This is a genomic window from Pseudomonas sp. MYb118, from assembly GCF_040947875.1.
In the GTDB taxonomy this organism is placed as follows: Bacteria; Pseudomonadota; Gammaproteobacteria; order Pseudomonadales; family Pseudomonadaceae; genus Aquipseudomonas.
Genome location: NZ_JBFRXN010000002.1, coordinates 965,894 through 981,709, shown reverse-complemented (window position 1 = coordinate 981,709; position 15,816 = coordinate 965,894). Strand labels below are relative to the sequence as shown.

The window sequence follows — 15,816 nt, the reverse complement described above, 5'->3', positions numbered from 1 at the left end:
GAATACGCGATGACCCCAGGGTTGTCTGAATAGTTTTGCCCTTGGGGCAGTTTCCATTAGCGATTTCGAGAGACGGATGAACATCACCACCTTTGCCAAACGCCTGTGCCTTCTAGTCCCGCTGCTGCTTTCGCCCGCCGCCTTCGCGGTCGAGATGATGCCGTCGCCGCCACAACTGGCCGCCAAAGCCTACGTGCTCATGGACGCCAGCAGCGGCAACGTGCTGGTCGAGAACAATGGTGACCAGCGTCTGCCGCCGGCCAGCCTGACCAAGCTGATGACCGCGTACATCGCGACCCTGGAAATCCGTCGCGGCCAGATCGGCGAGAACGATCCGGTGACCGTCAGCGAGAACGCCTGGCGTACCGGCGGTTCGCGGATGTTCATCAAGGTCGGCTCGCAGGTGACCGTCAGCGACCTGCTGCACGGCATCATCATCCAGTCGGGTAACGACGCCAGCGTCGCGCTCTCCGAGCACATCGCCGGCAGCGAAGACGCCTTCGCCGACATGATGAACAAAACCGTGGCCGACCTGGGCATGACCAACAGCCACTTCATGAACCCGACCGGCCTGCCGAACCCTGAGCATTACTCGTCGGCTCACGACATGGCCGTGCTGGCTCGCGCGATCATCCACGAAGACCCGGCTCACTACGCGATCTACTCGCAGAAAGAGTTCTTCTGGAACGGCATCAAGCAGCCTAACCGCAACCTGCTGCTGTGGCGCGACAAGACCGTCGACGGTCTGAAAACCGGTCACACCGAAGAAGCCGGCTACTGCATGGTGTCCTCGGCTGTCCGTGATGGCATGCGCCTGATCGCCGTGGTGTTCGGCACCAACAGCGAAGTGGCCCGTGCTGCTGAAACCCAGAAGCTGCTGACCTATGGTTTCCGTTTCTTCGAAACCCAGACCTTCTACCAGAAGGGTACTGAACTGGCCCAGGCGCCGGTGTGGAAGGGTGCGACCAACCAGGTCAAGGCCGGCCTGGCCGAAGACCTGACCATGACCCTGCCGAAAGGCCAGCTGAAAAAGCTCGCCGCCAGCATGACCATGAACCCGCAACTGGTCGCGCCGATCGCCAAGGGCGACGTGATCGGTAAAGTCGAAGTCAAACTGGACGACAAAGTGGTGCACAGCGCCGACCTGATCGCCCTGGACGGCGTCGAAGAGGGTGGTATCTTCCGCCGCATGTGGGATAGCATCCGTCTATTCTTCTACGGCTTGTTCAACTGATTCAGTGTTGACCTGCATGGCCTCGCTCCCCACCCGGAGCGGGGCCGTGTTCGTTGGCACGGCTTACGAGGCCGTTACGCCATGAGCGATACCGAAGTAAAGGCGCCAAAGATCGAATTTCCCCAGGTCGATTACCCTGTCAAGGTGATCAGCGACACGGGTGTGGGCAACAAGGACAAGATCATCGACATCGTCAGGAAGCACGCCAAGATCAATGATCAGCGTGTGGACGAGCGTCAGAGCAGCAACGGCAAGTACACCACCATCCAGTTGCACATCGTCGCCACCGACCAGGACCAGCTGTACAACATCAACAGCGAACTTCGGGCCACCGGCTTCGTGCACATGGTGCTGTGATGTCTGACACGCTGGGCTTTCGCGAGCTCGGCCAGATGGCTTACGAGCCGGTCTGGCACGCCATGCAACGCTTTACCAACGAACGTGGCAGTGATGCCGCCGACGAAATCTGGCTGGTGGAGCACCCGCCAGTGTTCACCCAGGGGCAGGCCGGCAAGGCCGAGCACCTGCTGCTGCCCGGAGACATCCCGGTGGTGCAGGTCGATCGTGGTGGCCAGGTGACTTATCACGGTCCTGGCCAGTTGGTGGCCTATCTGTTGCTCGATGTACGCAAGCTGGGTTTCGGCGTACGCGAGCTGGTCACGCGCATGGAGAATTGCCTGATCGAGTTGCTGGCCAGCTACGGCGTTAGTGCCGCAGCCAAGCCGGATGCGCCGGGTGTCTACGTCGACGGTGCGAAGATCGCCTCCCTGGGACTGCGGATTCGCCACGGCTGTTCCTTTCATGGCCTGGCCCTGAATGTGGACATGAACCTGGAACCGTTTCGACGGATTAATCCCTGCGGCTACGCCGGGCTGGCGATGACCCAGCTGCGCGACCACGCAGGAACGATTGAATTTGCCGAGGTAAGTGCCCGGCTGCGTGCGCAGCTCGTCAAACACCTCGACTATGCTGAGCAGACGACCCTAACGGGCGGAATCGACTGATATGACTACTGATGCAGTGCAAACCATCATCCCGACGCAGGATGTCACCGAGCGTCCGGCCCCGCGTGCCAAGGTAGAAGCCGGCGTCAAGCTGCGCGGCGCCGAGAAGGTTGCACGCATCCCGGTGAAGATCATCCCGACCACCGAACTGCCGAAGAAACCCGACTGGATCCGCGTGCGCATCCCGGTTTCCCCGGAAGTCGACCGCATCAAGGCGCTGCTGCGCAAACACAAGCTGCACAGCGTCTGCGAAGAAGCGTCCTGCCCGAACCTGGGCGAGTGCTTCTCCGGTGGCACCGCGACCTTCATGATCATGGGTGACATCTGCACCCGTCGCTGCCCGTTCTGCGACGTGGGCCACGGCCGTCCGAAGCCACTGGACGTCAACGAGCCGGAAAGCCTGGCCATCGCCATCGCCGACCTCAAGCTCAAATACGTGGTGATCACCTCGGTGGACCGCGACGACCTGCGTGACGGCGGTGCCCAGCACTTTGCCGACTGCATCCGCGAAATCCGCAAGCTGTCGCCGAACGTGCAGCTCGAGACCCTGGTGCCGGACTACCGTGGCCGCATGGATATCGCCCTGCAAATCACCGCGGCCGAGCCACCGGATGTGTTCAACCACAACCTGGAAACCGTGCCACGCCTGTACAAGGCGGCCCGTCCGGGTTCGGACTACCAGTGGTCGTTGACCCTGCTGCAACGCTTCAAGCAGATGATGCCGCACATTCCGACCAAATCCGGCCTGATGCTCGGCCTGGGCGAGACGGACGAGGAAGTCATCGAAGTGATGAAGCGCATGCGCGAACATGACATCGACATGCTGACCCTGGGCCAATACCTGCAACCGTCCCGCAGCCACTTGCCGGTACAGCGCTTCGTGCACCCGGACACCTTCGCCTGGTTCGCCGAGGAAGGTTACAAGATGGGCTTCAAGAACGTCGCTTCCGGCGCTCTGGTACGTTCCTCGTACCACGCCGACGAGCAAGCCAAGCTGGTCAAGGCCGAGCTGATGTCGTCCTGATCCAGCCCCAAATACCCGCAGGGCCTGTCCGGTCCTGCGGGTATTTTTTTGCCTGGCGCGCCTGCCCCTTCTGTTTATCCCCGTTCCTGACTACTGTGTGCTGATGTTTTGCGCAGGGAGATGCATGGATGACCGTTCGACCGACCCACACACTGATTCCGCACACGCCCGTGCCGGCCTTGCCGGCGCAGGGGGTGATCGGCGTAATCGCGCCGGCGGGCCCTGCCGCGCTGGACACCGACAAAGCGCTCGCCTGGATGCGCGCGCGGGGTTATGCGCTGCGAATCTTTCCCGGGGTTTTCGAACAGGATGGTTACCTGGCCGGTAGCGACGACGTACGGCTCCACGACCTGCACGCGGCGTTCGCCGACGACGAGGTCGATGCCATCATCTGCCTGCGCGGCGGTTATGGCACGCCGCGCCTGCTGGATCGCATCGACTACCAGCTGCTGCAAAACCACGCCAAGCCGTTCATCGGCTACAGCGACATCACCGCGCTGCATCTGGCGATCAACCGCTATGCCGGGTTCGTGACCTTTCATGGTCCCTTGCTCAATGCCGACCTGCTGGGTGACAAGCGCAAACCCACCGAGGCGTCGTTTTTCAACATGCTCAGGGGGCAGGTGAGGGCGGGCAGCACTCTGGCGCACCCGGTGGCCTACCCGTTGACCACCGTTGAGCCTGGCGTCGCTCACGGGCGCCTGCTGGGCGGCAACCTGTCGATGATCGCTGCTACCATGGGCACGCCCTATGAAATCGACGCCGAGGGCATCGTCCTGTTCATCGAGGATATCAATGAGCCGTTGTATCGCATTGACCGGCTGCTGACCCATCTGCGCCTGGCTGGCACGCTCGGCAAGCTGCGCGGGGTGATTTGCGGGGATGTGGCAGGTGTCGACACGATGGCGCTGGAGCGTTTGCTCAAGCAGACCTTCGAACCGTTGCGCATTCCGGTGCTGAGCGGCTGGCGCAGTGGGCATTGCGATCCGAACCTGACCTTGCCGATGGGGGCACTGGTGCGCCTGGATGCGGGGCGGCAGGAGTTGGTGTTGGAGCAGGATGTGGTGGTCGGGCGCTGATTCTTCGGCGCCTGTCAGTCAGTCATCGCGGGCAAGCCCGCTCCTGTAGGAGCGGGCTTGCCCGCGATGCTTTTAGCGGTTACGCAGGCCTTCGAGCAACTTGTGCGTCGGATACCCATCCGCCGGCCAGCCGAACGACTGCTGGGCGCTGCGGATCGCCTTGCGCGTGTTGGCGCCAATGATCCCGTCCGCCGCACCTGCGTCATAGTTCTGCGCACTGAGTAAAGTCTGCAGTTCGATCCGTTCGGTCCGGCTCAGCGGCAGATCATCCTTGGGCCAGGTGCCGTCGATCAGGCCGGCGCCGGTGAAGCGCTCGGACAGCAGGCTCACGGCCAGGGCATAGGACGACGAGTTGTTGTACTTGAGGATCGCACGGAAGTTGTCGAGCACCAGGAACGCCGGCCCGCGATAGCCCGCCGGTAGCAACAGGGCCGCCGACAACTGTTCGGAGCCGGCTGGAGCCCGCCCGCCGTTCGGCAGCTGGACGCCCAGCTGCTGCCATTCGGCGACGCTCTTGCGCGTAGCGCCATCGGCCAATACGTAGTTGAAATTGCCCGGCAACCGCACCTCGAAGCCCCACGGCTGGCCTTTCTGCCAGCCGGAGCTTTGCAGGTAATGCGCGGTGGAGGCCAGGGCATCGGTGGCGCTGCCCCAGATGTCGCGGCGACCGTCACCGTCGAAGTCCACGGCATGGGTGTTGTAGGTGGTCGGAATGAATTGGGTCTGGCCCATGGCACCGGCCCAGGAGCCGAGCATTTTCTCCGGTGCGATATCGCCTTGTTGCAGGATCTGCAGGGCGGCGATCAATTGTGCGTGGGCAAAGCCCGGGCGCCGGCCTTCGTAGGCCAGGGTCGCCAGGGAGTTGATCACCGATTTGCTGCCCTGGAACTGGCCGAAGTTGCTTTCCATGCCCCACACCGCGACCAGGGCGCGACGATCGACGCCGTAACGCTGTTCGATGCTTTGCAGGACGTCCGCGTACTGGTTGACCAGCGCCTGGCCTTTACGCACGCGCAGCGGCGACAGGGCGCCGTCGAGGTATTCCCACACCGGACGGGAAAACTCCGGCTGGCTGCGGTCGGCGCGGATCACGCTGGTGTCCAGGCTGACATTGGCAAAGGCACGGTCGAACAGGTCAGCGCGAATACCGGCGGCCAGGGCGTCCTTGCGGAAACCGGCCTGCCATTCGGCGAAGGTCTGCGTCGGCTGGATATCGAGGTTTTCCCCGGTCGGTACCACGGGTGGAATCACCGCGGGAGCAGGGGAAACGGGAACGGTCTGAAGCGGTTGGGCGTCCGCGGCGGTGGGTTTTTCCGCGCAGGCGACAAGCAGAATGAGGCTGGAGGCAGCGATCAATTGGCGCAGATGCCAACGACGAGTAATACAAAAGGGCATGCACGGGTCCAGGGAATACGAATCAGGTGCAGACCTTAACATGTTGAGCGCTGGCTTGCCTTTCAGGCCGCCAGAAAGTAAGAAGCCTCCCAGTTGTCAGACTGGAAGGCTTCGCGGCGGTAGCTGCCTTTGCCCTTGCCGGCTCGTTCCTGACGGCTGCGGAACAGGGGCTGGGCGACGATGGATTTGGCCTTGTTTTGGCCATTGCGTGATGGCTTTTTGCTCATGAGCGGATCTCTCGATGGGGTGGTTTTTGCGCGGGCAATCATCTGCCGAAGTCGGGGTTCTGTCCAGCCCCCGCACTTCGTAGGATTTGTTACTCGGCAGGCAATGGCAGACGTTGGCCGGCCATCAGCAGCGACAGCCGACTCAGACTCATCCACGGCGAACCGGCGGCCTGACCCTTGATCTGCGCATCAATACGCTGCGCTTCCAGCAACAACTGCGCCCAGCGTTGCACCGAGTAGCGTTGCAGGGCCTTGCTCATCAGGGGTTTGCGCTTGTCCCAGACCGGTGGCCGCGCCGAACTGAACGCTTTGTCCAGCGGCACGCCCTGGCTGTATTGCAATGACAGGTTGGCCAGCAGGCGCAGTTCACGGGCCAGGGCCCAGAGAATCACCGGCGGTTCGACGCCTTCACCGCGCAAGCCTTCGAGCATGCGCAGGGCATGGGAGGCCTCGCCGTTGAGGATCGCATCGGTCAGCCCGAAGACGTCGAAGCGTGCGCTGTCGGCCACCGCCGCCTGGACGGTTTCGACGGTGATCTGTCCGGCTTCGGCCATCAGCTTGAGCTTTTCGATTTCCTGGGCGGCGGCCAGCAGGTTGCCTTCCACGCGTGCCGCAATCAGTTCGACGGCGTCCTGGCTGGCAGACAGCCCGGCCTGTGACAGGCGCTGGCGGATCCAGCTCGGCAGCTGGCTGGCATCCACCGGCCAGATCTGCACGAACTGGGTCTGCTGGCCTTCGACCAGTGCCTTGCCCCATTTGGTTTTCTGCGCGCTGCCGTCGAGCTTGGGCAGGCTGATCAGCAGCACGGTGTCTTCGGCCGGGCGCGAGCAGTATTCGATCAGTGCCGCAGCGCCCTTGTCACCGGGCTTGCCTGAAGGCAGGCGCAGTTCCAGCAGGCGTTTTTCCGCGAACAGCGACATGCTGGCACCGGCCAGCAACAGCGTGCCCCAGTCGAAGTTGGCGTCGGCGGCGAACACCTGGCGTTCGTCAAAACCCTGTTGGCGCGCGGCGGCCCGAATGGCATCGGCGGCTTCCTGGCACAGCAGCGGATCATCGCCACTGATGACATAAACAGGCGCGAGCGTGCCTTGCAGGTGTTTGGCGAGTTGGGCGGGGGCAAGTTTCATAAGAGAGGGCGAGCGGGGCGCCTGGGCGCCCCGCAAGTCTTACTGCTGCGGGATTTCGAGCGGCGACTGGCGCGGGGTTTCCGCTTCAGCCTTGCGTGCCGCTTCCAGTGCCGCGGCTTCGGCCTTGGCCTTGGCTTCGGCGGTCTGTTGCAGCTGGTCCAGTTGCGCCGGGGTCAGTCGTTGCAGGCGCAGGATCATCCGTTGCACCAGTTCGCGACGCATTTCACGTTGAGCGTCATTGGCTTCCTGATCGGAACCGACCAGGTTGTTGCCGTCGTGAATGAAGACCTTCTGCACTTCGAGCTTGTCGCTCAGCAGCGGCAGGTTGTGCTGGTCACGGATGTCGAAGCTCAGCACCGTACTCGTCTGGTACTCACCGGTACGGCCGGCACCGGCGTAGCTGAGGATGCGCTGAGAGGTTTGCTCATCGGTCAGGATCAGCTTGTAGGGTGCGCCGGTGTAGACCTTGACCCCACTGCTTTCCAACACCTGACGCAGTTGCGTCACGGTTTCGCCGTAGGCATTGCGGGCACTCACGTCGAGTTCCTTGATCGCCAGTTCAGCGGTGCCGGTGCCGCGCAGCTGGAAACCGCAGGCGCTCAACAGGACTGCGAGGCCCATCACCAGCAAATTGCGTTTGATCATCTTGTTGCTCCCCTTGAAACCAGGTGGGCCGATAATGCGGCCCGAAAGGTTTTATTCGGCGCCAGGCTGACCTGGCGCCTGATCCAATTAGCTGGCGACGATGTTGACCAGTTTCCCGGGCACCACGATCACTTTACGAATGGTCAGACCGTCCACGAAACGCAGCACGTTTTCGTTGGCGCGGGCGGCGGCTTCGATTTCTTCGCGGGTGGCGCTGGCTGGCATGTCGATCTGGCCGCGCAGCTTGCCATTGACCTGAATGACCAGTTGCAGGCTGTCCTGCACCAGGGCGCTTTCATCCACCACCGGCCAGGCTGCGTCGATCACGGCATCGGCATGGCCCAGGCGGTTCCACAGTTCATGACTGATGTGCGGCGTGATCGGTGCCAGCAGCAGGGTTACGGCTTCCAGGCCTTCCTGAACCAGCGCGCGATCCTGTTCGGTCGCTTGTGCAGTCTTTTCCAGCACGTTCATCAGCGTCATCACCTGGGCGATGGCGGTGTTGAATTTGTGGTTCTGCCCTACGTCGTGGCTGGCCTGCTTGATGGCCAGGTGAATCGAGCGGCGCACGGCTTTCTGTTCGTCGGTCAGGCTGGCGATGTCCAGTTTGCCCGGCAGGCCCTGGGTGACGTGGGCCTGGGCCAGGCGCCAGACGCGCTTGAGGAAACGGTGCGAACCTTCCACGCCGGAGTCGGACCATTCCGCGCTCATGTCCGGTGGCGAGGCGAACATCATGAACATCCGGCAGGTGTCTGCGCCGAACTGGTCGATCATCGACTGAGGGTCGACGCCATTGTTCTTCGATTTGGCCATCTTCTCGGTGCCGCCGATTTCCACCGGCAGGCCGTCGGCTTTCAGCTTGGCACTGATCACCTTGGCCTTGCTGTCGCGCTCGAGTTCGACGTCGGCCGGGTTGAACCAGGTGTAGGCGCCATTGGCTTCGCGACGATAATAAGTCTCGGCGACCACCATGCCCTGGGTCAGCAGGTTCTTGAACGGCTCGTTGGAGCTGACCAGGCCTTCGTCACGCATCAGCTTGTGGAAGAAGCGTGCGTAGAGCAGGTGGAGAATGGCGTGCTCGATACCGCCGATGTACTGATCCACCGGCAGCCAGTGGTCGGCAGCGGATTTTTCCACCAGGCCACCGGTAAAGTGCGGCGAGGCATAACGGGCGTAGTACCACGAGGACTCGACGAAGGTGTCCATGGTGTCGGTTTCACGCTTGGCAGGCTGGCCGCATTTCGGGCAGCTGCACTCGTAGAACTCGGGCATGCGTGCCAATGGCGAACCGGCGCCATCGGGTACGACGTCTTCAGGCAGTACCACCGGCAGTTGATCTTCCGGCACCGGCACGTCGCCGCAGCTGGCGCAGTGGATGATCGGGATCGGGCAGCCCCAGTAGCGCTGACGGCTGATGCCCCAGTCGCGCAGGCGGAACTGGGTGCGCGAAGCGCCGAGGTTTTTCTTGATCAGCGCCACTTCGATGGCGTCGAACGCGCCGGCAAAGTCCAGGCCGTCGAATTCGCCGGAGTTGATCAGCGTACCGTGTTCGCCGTAGGCGTCCTGCCACGGTGCCGGGTTGGTGTCGCCGGAACTGGTGCGCACCACCGACTTGATCGGCAGGTTGTACTTGGTGGCGAATTCGAAATCGCGTTCGTCGTGAGCCGGTACGGCCATGACGGCGCCGTCGCCGTAGTGCATCAGCACGTAGTTGGCGACCCACACTGGCAGCTTTTCGCCAGTCAGCGGGTGCTCGACGAACAGCGAGGTCGGCAGGCCTTTTTTCTCTTGGGTGGCGACATCGGCTTCGGCGACGCTGCCGCCCTTGCATTCGGCGATGAACGCTTGCAGCTCAGGGTTGTTCTGCGCGGCCAGGGCAGCCAGCGGGTGCTCGGCGGCCACGGCGACGTAAGTCGCCCCCATCAACGTGTCCGGACGGGTGGTGAAGACTTTCAGTGCACCGGCTTCGCCGATGGAGTCGACGTTGTACGGGAACTGCACTTCCATGCCACGGGATTTGCCGATCCAGTTGCGCTGCATGGTCTTGACCTGTTCAGGCCAGCCGTCCAGTTCGTCGAGACTCTCCAGCAGTTCATCCGCGTAGGCGGTGATCTTGAAGTAGTACATCGGGATTTCGCGCTTTTCGATCAGCGCGCCGGAACGCCAGCCGCGACCGTCGATCACCTGCTCGTTGGCCAGTACGGTCTGGTCGATCGGGTCCCAGTTCACGGTACCGTTCTTGCGGTAGATCACGCCTTTTTCGAACAGGCGGGTGAACAGCCATTGTTCCCAGCGGTAGTAATCGGGCTTGCAGGTGGTCACTTCGCGGGACCAGTCCACGGCCAGGCCCAGGCTGCGCAGCTGGGACTTCATGTACGCGATGTTTTCGTAGGTCCACTTGGCCGGCGCTACGTTGTTCTTCATCGCGGCGTTTTCCGCCGGCATGCCGAAGGCGTCCCAACCCATGGGTTGCAGGACGTTCTTGCCGAGCATGCGCTGATAGCGGGAGATCACGTCGCCGATGGTGTAGTTGCGCACGTGCCCCATGTGTAGCTTGCCGCTGGGGTAAGGGAACATCGACAGGCAGTAGTAAGTCTCCTTGCCTGGCTGTTCACTGACTTCAAAGGACTTTTGCTCGTCCCAGAACGACTGGGCGGCGGCTTCGATTTCACGGGGCTGATATTGTTCGTGCATGGCTACTTTTGAACTGGATAGGGGTGGCCTAATCCTCTTCAATGCGACGCTGGAGGCAGATCACGCCAATTCGGCGTTTCGCTGTCCAGACGGAGCTGGAAGTGGAGTTACAGGAAGCGCCGTAGCATACATGACCGCACTCTACCGAGGGAAACCCTGATTGCTGTCGCGCGACCTGCAAAAACCGCTGCGAGGGCCGTTGGTCGCGGCACTCAGCCGGTTTGCCCATGGAAGCTAAGCTCTAAATGGGGAGCGAGTCTTATCTTCCAATGAGGTGAGGGATGGTTGAGTCACGGCAAAAAGCTACTAAACCCGAGCTGTACGAAAAACTGATCGATCGTCTGGGCATAGCTCTGGACGCTGCCAAAACCGCTGGTCGGCTGCGTGATGAGCGTCCCCTGGAGCTGGAACTGCGTGGCCTGAGCCCCGCAGAGTTTGCATTGGTCAAGGCTTACCTGGACCGCAGTGAACGTGAAACACATGGATGCCTGTCAGAAGCAGTGAAGCAACTCGACGCACCACGTTCGGCCAAGATCATCTGGCTCAAGGACAAGGCACCCGACAGAGACGCGGTAAAGGTCCGGTCTCTGCAATTCAAGTAAGGGCACTTGAAGCCATGGCGTATGGTTTTTTGAAGCATAGTCCTTCCGCATTTGTTGTCGCATCGCGTCAACCCACTTAGGCTTCGGGCATCTTATGGAGATGCTCGATGCCTTTTCGTTACTTCATCAAACAATTGTTGCTGCCGCCCGGCATCCTCTTGCTGTTGCTGCTCCTTGCCTGGTGGTTGCGCCGCTCAAGGCCGCGGCTTGCCGGGCTGTGCTTTGCATTGGGCCTGGGCGGGTTGTGGTTGATGAGCCTGCCGGTGGTGGTGCAGTGGAGTGCCAATGCCCTGGAGCGCATACCGCCGCTGACACGTGACGAATGGGCGACGCTGGGGCAGCGTGCCGATGCCATTGTGGTACTGGGCTCGGGGCGTGAGCGCGGCGACCCCGCCTGGGGCACGGATCAGCCTACCGGCGTGGGGCTGGAGCGCGAACGTTATGCCGCACGACTGGCGAAGGCTTCGGGGTTGCCAATCCTCACCACAGGCGGCCTGCATTACGGCTCACCGCCCTCTGAAGCCAAACTGATGGCGGATTCGCTGCTCGATGATTTCGGCGTCAGCGTGCGCTGGCAGGAGGAGCGCAGCCGCACCACATGGGAGAACGCACAGCTCAGTGCCGAGATGTTGTTGCCACAGGGGATCAAGCGTGTGGTAGTGGTGACCCAGGCCTGGCATATGCCGCGCTCGGTCTGGAGCTTCGAGCGTGCGGGGTTTGAAGTGGTGCCGGCGCCCGTGGGCTTCCTGGGCGTCGACAATGCCCGCCCGTTGGGCGGCTGGATGCCGGAATTCAAGTCGATCTGGCAGAGCGGGCAGTTGTTGAACGAAGCGGTGGGGCAGGTCGGATATTCGTTGTTTTACCGTTGAAAGCGCAGCGTTCCCCCACAGGGGAACGCGCGTTCCGGGTCAGACCGTCTTGGCCATCCGGTTTGCCATCAGCGCCCAGCCAAACAGCAGCACGCAGATAATGATCAACGGCCACGAGCGCCATTGCAGGTAAGGCGTCAGGTTGTGCATCGGCACCACCTCGCCATACAGCACGCCTTGTTCGAACTGCGGGATCTGCTCGGTTATCTGGCCGAACGGGTTGATCAGGCCGGTCACGCCATTGTTGGTGGCGCGGATCATCCAGCGTCCGGCTTCGAGTGCACGCATCTGCGCCATCTGCAAATGTTGCAGCGGGCCGATGGAGGTGCCGAACCAGGTGTCGTTGCTGATGGTCAGCAACAAATCGCTGCGGGCCGCCAGGCCGGCGGCAAACTCCGGATAGACCACTTCGTAGCAGATGAACGGCGCAATCTGGTAGCCCTTGGCCTGGAGCAGCGCCTGGTCGGCAGGGCCCCGGGCAAAGTCCGACATCGGCAGGTCGAAGAACGCGATCAGGCCGCGCAACACATCCTGCAAGGGCACGTATTCGCCGAAGGGCACCAGTTTCTGCTTGAGGTAAGTGCCATCGCCTTCGCCGACCACGGTAATGCCGTTGAAAAAGCGTTTCTGGTGATGGACTTCCTGGCGGATTGGAACCCCGGTGATCAGCGCGCTCTTACGCTCGGCAGCGAAGTTTCCCATCATGCTCAGGTAGCCCTCGGCGGACTCCTTGAGTACCGGGACCGCCGTTTCCGGCCAGATCAGCAGGTCGACCGGCTTGGAGCGGAAGCTCATGTCACGGTACAGCGCCAACTGCGAGTTGAGCTGCGCCGGGTCCCATTTCATGCTTTGTTCGATGTTGCCCTGAATGGCCGCCACCGTCAGCGGTGCGCCGGATGGGCTGGTCCAGGCATGGTGTTTGAGCGCGATGCCAGCGACCCATGGGCCGACCAGCAACAGCACGCCCGCCGCCATGAAGCCCTTGCGCGCGCCCTTGATCAGCCGCGAAGCGTTGCAGATCAGCGCGGCGGTCAAGGCCAGGATGAAGGACACCAGCCACATCCCGCCCACGGGGGCGAGGCCGGCCAAGGGGCCGTCGAGCTGGCTGTAGCCGGAGTAGAGCCATGGGAAACCGGTAAGGAACCAGCCGCGAAAGGCCTCCTGGCCGACCCACAGCGCGGCGAAGGCCATGGCGTCGGCCAGTGGTGCTTCGTTGCGGCGCAGCCAGCGCGCCCAGACCCAGGCGGGCAGGGCGAAGAACCAGGCAATCGCCGCGGTGAACAGCAGCATCAGGAACCCGGCCAGCAACACCGAGGCGCCGCCAAAGTTGTGGATGCTGTAGTAGATCCAGCTGGTGCCGGCACCAAATAGGCCGAAACCGAAGCACCAGCCACGGCCCAGGGCCTGGCGCGGGCTCAGCTCGCGCAAGCCTGTGTAAAACAGGCCGACCGCCAGCAACGCCAGCGGCCAGATGTCGAACGGCGCCAGGGCCAGGGTCGTGATTGCACCGGCCGCCACGGCCAGCAGGTTACCGGGCCAGCCGGGGCGGGTCATACGATGCATTTCAATCCTTGGATCAGCGGGCGATAGGGGTCAGGCGCAGCAAGTGGATCCTACGGCTGTCGGCGTTGAGGATACGGAAACGGTAAGGGCCGATTTCGGTGATTTCGTTGCGCTTTGGCAGATGCCCGAACGCGCTCATCACCAGGCCGCCCACGGTATCGAACTCATCGTCGGAAAACTCGCTGTCGAAGAACTCGTTGAAGTTCTCGATCGGCGTCAGCGCCTTGACCAGGAAGTCGCCGCTGGGCAAAGGCTTGATGTAGCTGTCTTCTTCAACGTCGTGCTCGTCTTCGATGTCGCCGACGATCTGTTCCAGCACGTCTTCGATGGTCACCAGGCCTGCCACACCGCCGTACTCGTCGATGACGATGGCCATGTGATTGTGGTTGGCGCGGAACTCGCGCAGCAGCACGTTCAGGCGCTTGGACTCGGGCACGAAGGTGGCCGGGCGCAGCAGGTCCTTGATGTTGAAGTTGTCGCCGTTCTCCTTGAGGATCAACGGCAGCAGGTCCTTGGCCAACAGCACGCCCATCACGTCATCGTGGCTTTCGCCGATGACCGGATAGCGCGAGTGGGCCGAGTCGACCACGGCGGGCAGAAACTCGCGAGGTGTCTGGGTCGCCTTGATGCTGACCATTTGCGAGCGCGGCACCATGATGTCCCGCACTTGCAGGTCGGCCACCTGGATGGCGCCTTCGACGATGGCCAGCGCTTCGCTGTCCAGCAACTTGTTTTGATGCGCATCGCGCAGCAGCTCCAGCAGCTCCTGGCGGTTCTTCGGCTCGTGGGCAAAAGCCTGGGTGAGCTTACCCAGCCATGACTTTTGCCCGTTGCTCGATCGATCTTCGCTCATAGCGATTACTCTGAATCCTTTGTTGTCACGATAGTGGATGTTTCGATGTCGTCGTCCGCGTACGGATCGGGGTAGCCCAACTCTGCAAGCAAGGTGCGTTCCAGCGCTTCCATTTCTTCGGCTTCGTCGTCATCTATATGGTCGTAACCCAGCAGATGCAAGCAGCCGTGGATGACCAGATGCGCCCAATGGGCCTTGAGTTCCTTGCCTTGTTCGGCCGCTTCGCGCTCGACCACCGCCACGCAGATCACCAGATCGCCCAGCAGCGGGATATCGAGAAACTCGTCGGGCACGTCGGCGGGAAACGACAGGACGTTGGTGGCGTAGTCCTTCTGCCGCCAGGTGTTGTTCAGTTCGCGGCCTTCGGCTTCATCGACCAGACGAATGGTCATCTCCGAGTCGGCGGTCCGCTGGCGCAGGGCCAGTTCGCACCATTGGCGGAACTCGGCTTCGCCGGGGGCGGCTGCCTGTGTCGCGATTTGCAGGTCAAGCTCAAGCATCGCGGCGGCTATCCTTGGCGGCTGCATCTTCAGCCACGCGGGTTTCGAAGCGTTCATAGGCTTCGACAATGCGTTGTACCAGCGGATGGCGTACGACGTCCTTGGGCTGGAAGTGCGTGAAGCTGATGCCTGGCACTTCCTTCAGGACTTCGATCACGTGGTGCAGCCCGGACTTGGTGCCGCGCGGCAGGTCGACCTGGGTGATGTCGCCGGTGATGACGGCGGTGGAGCCGAAACCGATCCGGGTCAGGAACATTTTCATCTGCTCGACCGTGGTGTTCTGGCTCTCGTCGAGGATGATGAAGCTGTTGTTCAGCGTACGGCCACGCATGTAGGCCAGCGGCGCAACTTCGATCACCTGGCGCTCGATCAGCTTGGCCACGTATTCGAAGCCGAGCATTTCATAGAGTGCGTCGTAGAGCGGGCGCAGATAGGGGTCGATCTTCTGCGACAGGTCACCCGGCAGGAAGCCCAGCTTCTCGCCCGCCTCGACCGCCGGACGCACCAGCAGGATGCGGCGCACCTGTTCGCGCTCCAGCGCGTCGACCGCGCAGGCCACGGCCAGATAGGTCTTGCCGGTACCGGCCGGGCCGATGCCGAAGTTGATATCGTTACCGAGGATTTCCTTGACGTAGCGCAGCTGATTCAAGCCGCGGGGGCGAATCATGCCTTTCTTGGTGCGCAGGGCCACGGAAGGTTCGGAGGCAGACACGTTGTCCAGTTGCTCGACGGCCGATTCCTGCAGGAACAGGTGAACCATGTCCGGCGACAGCTCGGTACCCTTGGTTTCACGGTACAGGCGGCGCAGCAGGTTTTCCGCGGAGGTGGTGTGCTTGGGATCGCCGATCAGCTCGAATTGATTGCCGCGGTTGCGGATCTCGATGGTCAGGCGCTGTTCGATCAGGCGCAGGTGCTCGTCGAATTGCCCGCACAGATTGGCGAAGCGGCGGGCCTCAAAGGGCTCGAGAATAAAACGATGTGGTTCTATGGGTGCGTTCAA

At 62.2% G+C, this 15,816-nt stretch carries 16 protein-coding genes; 7 read left to right on the top strand and 9 right to left on the bottom strand.

Annotated elements, in window-relative coordinates; genetic code table 11:
* Positions 1-76: 76 nt before the first annotated feature.
* From ABVN20_RS10310 to ABVN20_RS10290, 5 genes are all read left to right on the top strand, one after another.
* A complete protein-coding gene (locus ABVN20_RS10310) occupies positions 77-1,234 on the top strand; it encodes a D-alanyl-D-alanine carboxypeptidase family protein (protein ID WP_368555529.1) in 1,158 nt (385 codons plus the stop codon).
* 81 nt (positions 1,235-1,315) lie between these two features.
* Positions 1,316-1,591, top strand: a complete 276-nt coding sequence (locus tag ABVN20_RS10305; RefSeq protein WP_368555528.1) for a DUF493 domain-containing protein — start codon at positions 1,316-1,318, stop codon at positions 1,589-1,591.
* The gene (gene lipB, locus ABVN20_RS10300; RefSeq protein WP_368555527.1) at positions 1,591-2,238 is read left to right on the top strand and encodes a lipoyl(octanoyl) transferase LipB; all 648 of its coding nucleotides are present in this window, start codon (positions 1,591-1,593) and stop codon (positions 2,236-2,238) included. The genes ABVN20_RS10305 and lipB overlap by 1 nt, the downstream gene beginning before the upstream one ends.
* A 1-nt stretch (position 2,239) precedes the next feature.
* Entirely contained in the window at positions 2,240-3,262 is a 1,023-nt protein-coding gene (gene lipA, locus ABVN20_RS10295; RefSeq protein WP_368555526.1) for a lipoyl synthase, read from the top strand.
* A 128-nt stretch (positions 3,263-3,390) separates the two neighbouring features.
* On the top strand, positions 3,391-4,341 hold the full coding sequence (locus ABVN20_RS10290) for an LD-carboxypeptidase (protein ID WP_368555525.1): 951 nt from the start codon (positions 3,391-3,393) through the stop codon (positions 4,339-4,341).
* A gap of 72 nt (positions 4,342-4,413) precedes the next feature.
* On the opposite strand, the gene ABVN20_RS10285 is transcribed toward ABVN20_RS10290, so the two are convergent.
* From ABVN20_RS10285 to leuS, 5 genes are all read right to left on the bottom strand, one after another.
* Entirely contained in the window at positions 4,414-5,736 is a 1,323-nt protein-coding gene (locus tag ABVN20_RS10285; RefSeq protein ID WP_368555524.1) for a lytic murein transglycosylase, read from the bottom strand.
* A gap of 62 nt (positions 5,737-5,798) precedes the next feature.
* Positions 5,799-5,963 carry an alternative ribosome rescue factor ArfA gene (gene arfA / locus ABVN20_RS10280; protein ID WP_368555523.1) on the bottom strand — a complete coding sequence of 55 codons (165 nt, stop codon included), beginning with the start codon at positions 5,961-5,963 and terminating at the stop codon, positions 5,799-5,801.
* Between the two features lie 89 nt (positions 5,964-6,052).
* Positions 6,053-7,090: a DNA polymerase III subunit delta gene (gene holA, locus ABVN20_RS10275; protein ID WP_368555522.1), complete on the bottom strand. Its 1,038-nt coding sequence runs from the start codon at positions 7,088-7,090 to the stop codon at positions 6,053-6,055.
* A gap of 39 nt (positions 7,091-7,129) precedes the next feature.
* Complete coding sequence (lptE, locus tag ABVN20_RS10270; protein ID WP_368555521.1) at positions 7,130-7,735, bottom strand: LPS assembly lipoprotein LptE; 606 nt, start codon at positions 7,733-7,735, stop codon at positions 7,130-7,132.
* Between the two features lie 87 nt (positions 7,736-7,822).
* Positions 7,823-10,429, bottom strand: coding sequence for a leucine--tRNA ligase (gene leuS, locus ABVN20_RS10265; RefSeq protein WP_368555520.1), 2,607 nt, complete (start codon positions 10,427-10,429; stop codon positions 7,823-7,825).
* 281 nt (positions 10,430-10,710) lie between these two features.
* On the opposite strand from leuS, the gene ABVN20_RS10260 reads away from it, so the two are divergent.
* Positions 10,711-11,031: a hypothetical protein gene (locus ABVN20_RS10260; RefSeq protein WP_368555519.1), complete on the top strand. Its 321-nt coding sequence runs from the start codon at positions 10,711-10,713 to the stop codon at positions 11,029-11,031.
* 107 nt (positions 11,032-11,138) lie between these two features.
* Positions 11,139-11,900 carry a YdcF family protein gene (locus ABVN20_RS10255; RefSeq protein WP_368555518.1) on the top strand — a complete coding sequence of 254 codons (762 nt, stop codon included), beginning with the start codon at positions 11,139-11,141 and terminating at the stop codon, positions 11,898-11,900.
* 39 nt (positions 11,901-11,939) lie between these two features.
* Here the strand turns inward: ABVN20_RS10255 and lnt are convergent, their stop codons facing one another.
* Genes lnt through ABVN20_RS10235 form a run of 4 tightly spaced genes read right to left on the bottom strand, consistent with a single transcriptional unit; the run spans position 11,940 to position 15,816 of the window.
* Positions 11,940-13,463 (bottom strand): apolipoprotein N-acyltransferase, encoded by a 1,524-nt coding sequence (lnt, locus tag ABVN20_RS10250; protein WP_368555517.1) that lies wholly within the window; start codon positions 13,461-13,463, stop codon positions 11,940-11,942.
* A gap of 13 nt (positions 13,464-13,476) precedes the next feature.
* A complete protein-coding gene (locus ABVN20_RS10245) occupies positions 13,477-14,316 on the bottom strand; it encodes an HlyC/CorC family transporter (RefSeq protein WP_368555516.1) in 840 nt (279 codons plus the stop codon).
* Positions 14,317-14,321: 5 nt separating this feature from the next.
* Positions 14,322-14,816: an rRNA maturation RNase YbeY gene (gene ybeY / locus ABVN20_RS10240; RefSeq protein WP_368555515.1), complete on the bottom strand. Its 495-nt coding sequence runs from the start codon at positions 14,814-14,816 to the stop codon at positions 14,322-14,324.
* Positions 14,809-15,816, bottom strand: coding sequence for a PhoH family protein (locus tag ABVN20_RS10235; protein WP_368555514.1), 1,008 nt, complete (start codon positions 15,814-15,816; stop codon positions 14,809-14,811). Before ABVN20_RS10235 ends, ybeY begins: the two co-directional genes overlap by 8 nt.

What these genes read in the sequence shown, in the direction of transcription:
- ABVN20_RS10310 (WP_368555529.1), top strand. Translation starts at nt 77, where the DNA reads ATGAACATCACCACCTTTGCCAAACGCCTGTGCCTTCTAGTCCCGCTG.
- ABVN20_RS10305 (WP_368555528.1), top strand. Translation starts at nt 1,316, where the DNA reads ATGAGCGATACCGAAGTAAAGGCGCCAAAGATCGAATTTCCCCAGGTC.
- lipB (WP_368555527.1), top strand. Translation starts at nt 1,591, where the DNA reads ATGTCTGACACGCTGGGCTTTCGCGAGCTCGGCCAGATGGCTTACGAG.
- lipA (WP_368555526.1), top strand. Translation starts at nt 2,240, where the DNA reads ATGACTACTGATGCAGTGCAAACCATCATCCCGACGCAGGATGTCACC.
- ABVN20_RS10290 (WP_368555525.1), top strand. Translation starts at nt 3,391, where the DNA reads ATGACCGTTCGACCGACCCACACACTGATTCCGCACACGCCCGTGCCG.
- ABVN20_RS10285 (WP_368555524.1), bottom strand. Translation starts at nt 5,736, where the DNA reads ATGCCCTTTTGTATTACTCGTCGTTGGCATCTGCGCCAATTGATCGCT.
- arfA (WP_368555523.1), bottom strand. Translation starts at nt 5,963, where the DNA reads ATGAGCAAAAAGCCATCACGCAATGGCCAAAACAAGGCCAAATCCATC.
- holA (WP_368555522.1), bottom strand. Translation starts at nt 7,090, where the DNA reads ATGAAACTTGCCCCCGCCCAACTCGCCAAACACCTGCAAGGCACGCTC.
- lptE (WP_368555521.1), bottom strand. Translation starts at nt 7,735, where the DNA reads ATGATCAAACGCAATTTGCTGGTGATGGGCCTCGCAGTCCTGTTGAGC.
- leuS (WP_368555520.1), bottom strand. Translation starts at nt 10,429, where the DNA reads ATGCACGAACAATATCAGCCCCGTGAAATCGAAGCCGCCGCCCAGTCG.
- ABVN20_RS10260 (WP_368555519.1), top strand. Translation starts at nt 10,711, where the DNA reads ATGGTTGAGTCACGGCAAAAAGCTACTAAACCCGAGCTGTACGAAAAA.
- ABVN20_RS10255 (WP_368555518.1), top strand. Translation starts at nt 11,139, where the DNA reads ATGCCTTTTCGTTACTTCATCAAACAATTGTTGCTGCCGCCCGGCATC.
- lnt (WP_368555517.1), bottom strand. Translation starts at nt 13,463, where the DNA reads ATGCATCGTATGACCCGCCCCGGCTGGCCCGGTAACCTGCTGGCCGTG.
- ABVN20_RS10245 (WP_368555516.1), bottom strand. Translation starts at nt 14,316, where the DNA reads ATGAGCGAAGATCGATCGAGCAACGGGCAAAAGTCATGGCTGGGTAAG.
- ybeY (WP_368555515.1), bottom strand. Translation starts at nt 14,816, where the DNA reads ATGCTTGAGCTTGACCTGCAAATCGCGACACAGGCAGCCGCCCCCGGC.